Genomic DNA, 9,140 nt, shown 5'->3' with positions numbered 1-9,140 from the left:
GGCTTACCGCCTCCTTTAAATTTATCAATCAAGTATTTTTACCGGACACTAATGGTTTCAGGTTTTAAAGTGTTCAGATTTAGAGCTTAAGCTTTCGGGCTTAATTGGTATTTGTTTCTTGAGATTTTCCTGCCCATAGCTCAAAGCTGATTGCTGACAGCCCCTTCGGATTTCGGACCCGGGAGTGCATGGTTTTTAGTTTCTCGTTTGTCTTCCTTCGGATTTCAAGCTTAAGGCTTCGGATTTCTTTTAAATACCTGCACTGCGTCATTATTCTTTATAAAAAGAACCGCAGATCCCTTTTTATTGTGCAGCTGTATGATATCCCTTACCTCACCCTTTACGATCATACCCGTTTTTGAATTGGGTACAAAACTATACTTACCCTTTCCGTCTCCTTTCAGAAAGCAGCTATAGCTGGCGTCGTATCTTCCTATTTCGGGCTTTACACCAAAGAAATTTCCGCCCAGCAAAATATCGGTTAGTCCGTCGCCGTCGAGGTCGGTTATTACAATACCATACACGGGAGAGAACTGCGCCTGCAGGGGCAGCGGCTGCAGGGTAAAGTTTCCTTTCCCGTCATTGATCGCAATGCAGGTATTAAACTGCTCCGCTTTTTTTATAATGGCTCCTTCCAGTTCACTTTCCGAAAAAACCTGGTGAATGGTTTTACCCGCATAATCGGCATATTTCAGGAATTTCTTTTTCAACCCGGGCATCTGCATTACCATATCGCTGCGTAAGGGCAAGGGATAGGATACGCTGTCTGATTTATAATAGCACAGCACCGATTCGGTTTGCCCGTTCTTATCAAAATCCTTTACATACAGTTCTACCGGGTGAGCCACATCCCCTCTTATTTTTGAATTCAGCCCGAGGTTACCGATCACAAAATCCACATAACCGTCGCCGTTAAGGTCTGCTGCCTGGATGCAGTTCCACCATCCGGCTGAAGCAGGCAGCTCGGTCTTTATTAATTTTCCGTTTGTATTTTTAAATATCGTTAGCGGCATCCAGTCGCCTGCTATTATAAGCTCGGGCCTGCCATCATTGTCGGTATCGGCCCAGCGGGCATCTGTAATCATTCCTGCTTCTTTTAGTCCCGGCGCCAGGCGATCCGTTTCTTCCGTAAAATTTCCCCTGCCATCGTTGATCAACAGAAATGAAGCGGGGGTTAAGCCATATTCACCCGGCAAAACACGTCCGCCTATAAAAATATCCATGTCGCCATCGCCATCCATATCGGCAACCCTTGCACAGGAAGCGGTAGTGGTAATAACAGGCAGGTTTTGTGGCGCATATGAGAAATTTCCTTTGCCATCATTTAAAAACAAATGGGGACGTAGTGTGGCAGCCGCGCCTTTATCTTCATTGCCTCCATATACGATCAGCAGGTCGTTATCGGCGTCTTTATCGGCGTCAAAAAAAACAACCCCGGTTTGGTCGGCGCTATTGACCACATCAAATATTGTTTGCTGAGACCGTACCAGGCTTCCGTTAGCCTGCTGCAGAAACAGCTTACCCATATCTGATTTCGCGCCACCAATAAAAATATCATCCAACCCATCCCCGTTTACGTCGGCAACAGCACATTTCGGACCTTCCATGGAAACCATTTTCGGCATCAGTCTTTCCCTGTCAAAATCAATGAATAAATTTTCCCTGTGCGCTGAACTGCCGGAAATGAGCCTCTCAGAAACATCCGTATAGAGCGGGCGGGCCGGCGGCTGCGGAATGAATTTTTCATTCGCTTCTTCCTGCTTTACTAACACGGTAGTATTAATGCTGATGTTTTTCAGCGTTTGTTTGCGCATATCGGGCCATATTACTACCAACGAATCAATGGCTGTATTACTGCCCAACCCAATCGTGAGCACAGGATCAACACTCGATTGAAAACCACGGGAAAGCATCTGGTACAGTTCATATACCTGTTCATCGGCATGCGCCGTAACTTTTGCGCCAATACCATCCGTATTCTTTCCCTGCCCCTGCAGTTTAACCCGCAGGTAGCCGCTGTTCAGCTTTTGTGAAGCGTTGTTACGGTACACAAAAGCTTCCATATTCACATTATTCACTACCAGGTCCAGGTCGCCATCGTTATCCAGGTCGCCATAAGCCGCACCATTGCTGAAGCCAGGCATGCCCAATCCCAACTGGTAGGACTGGTTTAAAAACGACAGGTTCTTCTGGTTCACAAAAGCGTAGTTGGAAACAGGGTTGGAAGACATGGAATCGAGAAATTCCCTGAAATTGAATTTCCCCTCCGTTATCACGCGTATCCTGTTTTTGTCGTTCGCTAAAAAGTCAATAAAATCCTGGTTGGTAAGGTCTTTATAAATACCATTGCAAACCAGTATATCTTTCCATCCATCGTTATCAAAATCAAAAATTAAAGCACCCCAGCTCCAGTCTGTTGCCGCTACGTTAGCCAAAAAGGCGATCTCCGAAAAAGTATGATCACCATTATTCAAATGCAATGCATTCTGAAGATACTGGTAATAAAAATCACCTTTCACTTTCGCGTTAAACACGTCGTAATCGTCGAATTTCGTAACCGTTTTTAACCTGTAATCATTCTCCGGAAGCATTTCGGTGGTAAAGATATCCGGGCGGCCATCGTTATTGATATCTGCAATATCAGAACCCATGGAAGCCAGGCTAAGATGCCCGGTGCTTTCTTCTATGGATTCTTTAAACGTGCCGTTTTTTTGATTGATATAGAGATAATCTTTTTCAAAAAAATCGTTGCTCACATAAATATCCGGCCACTGGTCGCCATCTACATCGGCTACGCTAACGCCCAGTCCAAAACCGATCTCACTGCCATATATACCCGCTAATTCGCTTACATCGGTAAACTTTTCACCATCGTTCCTGTAGAGCTTATGACCGGCTTTGGGATCACGGATATTGCGGATATTTTTATTATAGCCGAAGCTGGCAATTGGCCGGAAGCTATTATTAAGTATATAACAGTCTAAGTCGCCATCGAGGTCATAATCAAAAAACACTGCGTGGGTGGTTAGCCCGTCCTTTTCCTCCAACCCGTATTGAGCTGCTGCTTCCTTAAAAGTAAGATTCCCCTGATTAATGAACAGCTCATTGGTTTTGTTGTCGCCTTCAATATTACCCGAATTACAAACATATATATCCAGCAGACCATCGCCGTTTATATCTGCCATCGCCACTCCTGTGCTCCATCCTTTTAACCCGCCCACACCTGCCCTGTGGGTTATATCTTCAAACTGCATATTACCCTTGTTAAGGTACAAATGATTCTTTCCCTGGTTGCTGGTAAAATACACATCCGGCAGCCCGTCGTTATTAATATCACCAATACCAACGCCGCCGCCGTTATAAAAATTCCGGTAGTTAAATACATTAAAGCCGGCATCTTCCTCCAGATCGTTACGAAAAGTTATGCCGGTTTGCACTTTATCCAGTTGGGTAAACAAAGGGTCTGCAGGCGGAACATAAGCGTCTTTTTTGTTTTTGCAGGCGCCGGACAGTATGATGCAGCAGGCTATATAAAGGAAAGGTGATTTGAGCATATGCAATACAAAATACAGACAAATGTAGTACCCATTATAAAAACAATCCTCAATTGCCGTTAAATTACGCTTACTGGCTATCCTGTTTAATTTGAGTTTGTTAATGCAAGAATTTACTTCCCTGTAAAATAGTGTTACATAACATTCATTTATTGGGGTTTGTAAATTTCAACACTACGGCGGTATCATCATTCCTGGCCAGAATAAAAGCATTCTTTCCTGCTATACTTATTGGCTTTATATGCCGAACTTCTCCTTTTATTACTATTCCATTTAAATTTTCGCTCTGTAATTTTCCATTTCCCTTATTAATTAATATCGTTCCGTAATCAGCATCATACCTGCCGGCAGCAATACTATTGGCGTAATAATTGCCACCCAGCAACAAATCAGGTAAACTGTCATTATTGGCATCTACAATCGTGGCATCTCTGTATGTTGAAAGTTGCGCTTCCCAGGGCAAAGGCTGTATGGAAAAATTTAAATTACCATTATTTACTAATATGGCATTGGAGAAATAATCAGCAGATAATACCGCCGCATCTTTTATTTTCCCGGAAGAAAAAATATCAGTCAATGTTGCTTTAGCAAAATCCTCTGCATAAAAATATTTGTTTTTTAACAAAGGTATTTGTTTTTGCAATTCATCTTTACCGGCAAAAGGTATCTCTTTCCCCTGTACATAATAAGTAAGTATTTGTTCTTTCTTACCATTGTCATCAAAGTCATTAAAATAAAGACGTACAGGTTCCTGTGCCGATGCATGCAGCCGGCTATTGAGGCCAAGATTACCCGCAATAAAATCCATATCGCCATCCGCGTCAATATCTACGGGTAATATAAAATTCCACCAGCCTTTTTTATCAATCAAATCCTTTTTGGTAAAAACCCCATTGGTGTTCAGTAACACGCTAATTGGCCCCCATTCGCAACTAATAACAAGGTCATTGTCGCCATCCTTATCCAGATCAATCCATAATGCGCTTGTTACCATGCCAATTTTTGACAACGCTTTCGCATTGGTATGGGTTACATCCACAAATTTGCCCGTTCCGTCGTTTTGCAATAAATAAGAGTCGGGAACTTCCCCATAATTCCAGGGCACTGCCCTTCCTCCAAGAAACAAATCAATAAAACCATCACCATTAAAATCACTGAATGCAATACATGATGCGGTAATATATTGACTATTGAATGGATTTTGTGATTTTACAAAATTTGCTTTGCCGTCATTCAGATATATACGCGGCAACAAATGTTCGTTGGTACCATAATATTCGTTGCCGCCTGAAGCAACGATCAAATCCATGTTCCCATCATTATTTACATCGCACCATACGGCGTCTGTATCTTCATACATACTATCCTGCACCAGGCAGTCCTGCGGTACTTTTAAGAACACACCACCGGGTTTTTGTAAAAAAATAGCACTCTGAAAAGTTTTGGAAGCACCGATAAAAACATCCTCCAGCCCGTCTTTATTGATATCCGCTACCGCCAATGCGGGACCTTCGGTGGAAACCATATGCGGCATTAGTGGTTCCCGGCTAAATTCATTAAAGTTGTTTTCTTTATGAACAAAACCAAGCTGCACCTCCCGGGTGATGTCTGTAACAGGCCTGCTTTTCTTTTTATTGAAATCAGCAATTAAACTATAATCAAAAAGAGGCAGCCCCTTAGTGTATGTATACGCTATGCGTCGGGTTGCCGGCTGTATCGTAATTTTTTGGAAAGAATGATCGGGCCACACCAAAAAAACAGAATCAACCTTTGTTTGATAAAGCCCGATATGCACAGGTGTTGCCATACCCGACATAAATCCTTTTTCGGGATAATTTTCATACGTGCGTATTTCCTCATTGGCAAACAAAATCAACTTTGCACCAATGGCATTCCTGTTTTTTTCAGGGCCTTTTAATGTAACAGATACAAAATCTTCATTTCCATTTTGAACAGCTTTGTTTTCGTATAATAATACAAAGTCATTAATATTATTCACCACCACATCTAAGTCGCCATCGTTGTCAAAGTCCGCATATACCGCACCGTTTGAAAAGCATGGAAGGTCATTATCTATAGCAAACTCCATATCCTGGAACCGCAGCCCGGATTGGTTTTTATAAAATTTATTCGGAATTTTTATTTCGGGATATTTTTTCATCAGGGCAATGTCCGAATTCTCTACAATGCCGTCTCTGCTCCTTTTTTGTATTTCACTGTTGTAAATGAAATTAACGTAATCCATATCATTTAACCTCGTGGGTATTCCATTAGAAATAAACAGATCTTTCAAGCCGTCATTATCAAAGTCTATCCATAAAGGGGCCCAGCTCCAGTCTGTTGCGTATATACCCGAATATAAACCTGTTTCACTAAACACGCCATTCCGCCTGTTGTACTGAAGGGTATTGCGCGAATACTGATAATTATAGCCAAAAGAGATTTTATCATAAAAAATATCGTAGTCATCGTCTCCTAAAGAACGTTTTAAGATATAGGGATCCGCCGGCAGCATATCAGCCGTCATTATTTCCGGGTAGCCGTCATTGTTTGCATCCGCAATATCCACTCCCATGGAAAATTTACTGGTATGCATAAGCATCTGCGTATTTTCATCAGCAAATGTTCCGTTTTTCCGGTTAATATAGAGATAATCGTTTTCATGAAAATCGTTGCCTATGAATATATCCGGCCAGCCATCAAGGTTGATATCGCTAACCGCTATGCCCAGTCCATAGCCGATAGCGGAACTGTTAATACCGCTTTGCCTGGTAACATCGGTGAAATAATTTCCATCATTACGGTATAAACGGTCTCCGGATAAGGAATCGTAAGTATTCAGAAATTTTTTACGCGGAGCGAATGAGCCGTCCTGGTGAACAGCATGATTGAGCAGGTACATATCAAGGTCTCCATCCATATCATAATCAAAAAAAGAAGCCTGTGTACTAAACCCCGAAAAATGTAAGCCGTATTGTGCTGCCTGGTCTTCATAAAACGGGATACCCTCTTTTATTCCTTTGCAAACCAGTAATTGATTTTCACTTTTTAAACCTGCAAATCGCCCAACCTTACAGATATAAATATCAAGCAACCCATCGTTATTGATATCAACAACAGACACACCGGTTGACCAGCCGTGGTCCTGCGGAACTTTTGCTTCTTCGCTCACATCTCTAAAATGCAGATTACCTTCATTCAGAAACAATTTATTGCTCCCCTGGTTGGAAGCAAAAAATAAATCAATCAAACCGTCATTATTAAAGTCTCCCGCTCCTGCCCCGGCGCCATTATAAAAGTACATATAGCTGAACATGTTGAGCCTGTTCGTTTGCGTAAGGGTGTTATTAAAATGAAGACCAGTGTTATCATGTTCCAGCACCTTAAAGGCAGGATGAGCTATTTGCCTGTCTGTCATGGTGCAACCAGCAGCGCAAACAAAACTTACAATAATGAACAGACAAAACAGATATGTAATCCGCATTAAAGGTTCTTTTTACTTTTAACCTAAAACCGTATAGAAAGTTATACCCCAATAAAAGCAATGGGGCTATATTCAGATAGTGAAATATACTAAAGTAATGATATTACAGGAAATAATTTATACTACACACTGAAAAAAATCTTTCTCAAATCTATTAACACATTTTCTGCCATATCATCATTATTTTGCAGCTACTGATTTGAGTTGAATAATATGAAAAGAAAAATTATTGTACTTGTTTTCATTGCCGCCATTTTATTTGCCGGGATAAACTTTTTGACCCCTTCTCAATTAAAGATAGATGAAACTGTTTTTGTCAAGGCAAAGAAAAATACGGTTAACCGGGCAATCAATAATATCCATTTATGGAAGCAGTGGTGGCCGCATGCTGCAAGCAGTACATCAATAAGCAATGCGCTAAGTTATAATAACACGATTTACCAACCGCAGTTGCCAGGCTTATATGCCATTGGCATTGAGGTAAGCCAAAACAGCAAGAGCTATAAAACAATTTTTTCTATTGTAGCATATAGTGCAGATTCTGTTCTGCTTTCCTGGAAAGGTTCAATTCCCGTAAACGGCAACCCTTTTACCCGGATCAGCCAATATATGCATGCGAAGAAGATTAATGATGATATGAAAGATATCCTGTATGCTGCACAAAAATTCATGAGTGATCCTCAAAATACCTATGGCATAAAAATAACAAATGAAATAGTAAAGGATACGCTTCTGTTAAACACACAGGCGGTATTTAATCATTCTCCATCTACCCATGAAATATATACGCTAATTAACAAGCTCACAAAAGCTGCAAATGATCAAAAAGTTCCTGTTACAGGTTACCCTATGATGAATATAGCAAAAGAAGACAGCTCAAAATATTTGCTTCGTGTAGCACTTCCCGTAAACAAAGCCATAAAAGAGGAGCATGGCATTGTGATAAAAAGAATGATACGCGGTAATATCCTGGTGTCAAACGATATTGCCGGGGGAAGCAGCGCTGTTGAACATGCATCGAAACAAATGATGAACTATGTGCAGGATTTCAACAAAACTTTAGCAGCGCTGCCCTTTCAATCTTTAATAACCAACAGGCAGCTTGAGCAAGACAGTACCAAATGGATAACGCGGATATATTGTCCTGTTATCTGATACCCGTTGCCGCATTTTTCATTTCATATTCTGCCGGGTAGTCATTATTTCTGAAAAATAAAAAGCGCTTGCTTTTTCCCTTATTAAAAGAAAGTATGTCTTTTATTTCGCCTTCAACCAATAATCCCGATGTTGCCGGACTTACCCATTTAAACACGCCATTGTCGTTAAGTAAAACATGTCCATAGCCCGCATCCTGCCGGCCAAACTGCGGCAGGAAGCCGAATTTATTGCCTCCCAGTACAAGGTCGGGCGATCCGTTGTTATCTATATCTGTAACGCATATCGTATTAATACAGGAAAGCTGCACCATTTGCGGGAGATGCTGTATTATAAATGTATTATTGCCCTGGTTGATGGCTACGCAGGAAAAAGGGAAATTGAATTGTTTAACGGCAGACGATTGGAGTAAGTCTTCAGGAAATAATTCCTGTATAGATTTTGTAGCATATTCTTCATGTTTCAGGTTCTGTTTCCTGATAACGGGAAGCTGATCCTGCATATCATTCTTTACAAATACGGGCATATCCCTGCCTCCTATGCTGTAAGTTAATATTTTATCTATACTGCCATTGTGATCAAAATCGTTCAGCCATAATTTTACCGGTTGTTCGGCAGAAGGCCGGAGGTAGAAGTTCTCTCCGATATTTGCGAGTATCAAATCCTGCTTTCCGTCATTATTAACATCCGCCACGGCAACGGACTGCCACCACCCAAACAATTCCGAAAGATTGGTTGTTGTTTCCCTGAACTGATTATCTGCAAATGTAAAAATCTTGGGGCTCATCCATTCACCGCAAATAACAAGCTCCTTTTTTTCATTTCCGTCAATATCGGCCCATATGGCTCCTGTAACCATGCCAATATGCAGCAGGCCGGGAGCTTTTGATGCTGTAACATCTGTAAAGTTGCCCTTCCCGTCATTTTCCAATAAATAACTTTGCGGC

4 protein-coding genes are annotated in these 9,140 nt (G+C 41.4%); 1 reads left to right on the top strand and 3 read right to left on the bottom strand.

Features of this window, described 5'->3' with window-relative positions:
- Positions 1-230: 230 nt before the first annotated feature.
- Together PLE34_RS20935 and PLE34_RS20930 are read right to left on the bottom strand one after the other, a co-directional pair.
- Positions 231-3,554 carry a VCBS repeat-containing protein gene (locus PLE34_RS20935; RefSeq protein ID WP_324560263.1) on the bottom strand — a complete coding sequence of 1,108 codons (3,324 nt, stop codon included), beginning with the start codon at positions 3,552-3,554 and terminating at the stop codon, positions 231-233.
- A 145-nt stretch (positions 3,555-3,699) separates the two neighbouring features.
- On the bottom strand, positions 3,700-7,038 hold the full coding sequence (locus tag PLE34_RS20930) for a VCBS repeat-containing protein (protein WP_324560260.1): 3,339 nt from the start codon (positions 7,036-7,038) through the stop codon (positions 3,700-3,702).
- Positions 7,039-7,251: 213 nt separating this feature from the next.
- Between PLE34_RS20930 and PLE34_RS20925 the strand changes: the two genes are divergently transcribed.
- Positions 7,252-8,193 (top strand): GyrI-like domain-containing protein, encoded by a 942-nt coding sequence (locus PLE34_RS20925; RefSeq protein ID WP_324560257.1) that lies wholly within the window; start codon positions 7,252-7,254, stop codon positions 8,191-8,193.
- Here PLE34_RS20925 and PLE34_RS20920 read toward each other — a convergent pair.
- The coding region (locus PLE34_RS20920; RefSeq protein ID WP_324560254.1) for an FG-GAP repeat domain-containing protein at positions 8,186-9,140 on the bottom strand (955 nt) is incomplete at its 5' end. The two genes, PLE34_RS20925 and PLE34_RS20920, sit on opposite strands and share 8 nt — an antisense overlap.

Source organism: Agriterribacter sp., assembly GCF_035445465.1.
Taxonomy (GTDB): Bacteria; Bacteroidota; Bacteroidia; order Chitinophagales; family Chitinophagaceae; genus Agriterribacter.
Note: the sequence above shows the minus strand (reverse complement) of the source record. Positions and strands in the feature narration are given on the sequence as shown.

Bases quoted from the DNA above. Each gene is read 5' to 3' on its own strand.
- PLE34_RS20935 (WP_324560263.1), bottom strand. From the start codon at position 3,554: ATGCTCAAATCACCTTTCCTTTATATAGCCTGCTGCATCATACTGTCC.
- PLE34_RS20930 (WP_324560260.1), bottom strand. From the start codon at position 7,038: ATGCGGATTACATATCTGTTTTGTCTGTTCATTATTGTAAGTTTTGTT.
- PLE34_RS20925 (WP_324560257.1), top strand. From the start codon at position 7,252: ATGAAAAGAAAAATTATTGTACTTGTTTTCATTGCCGCCATTTTATTT.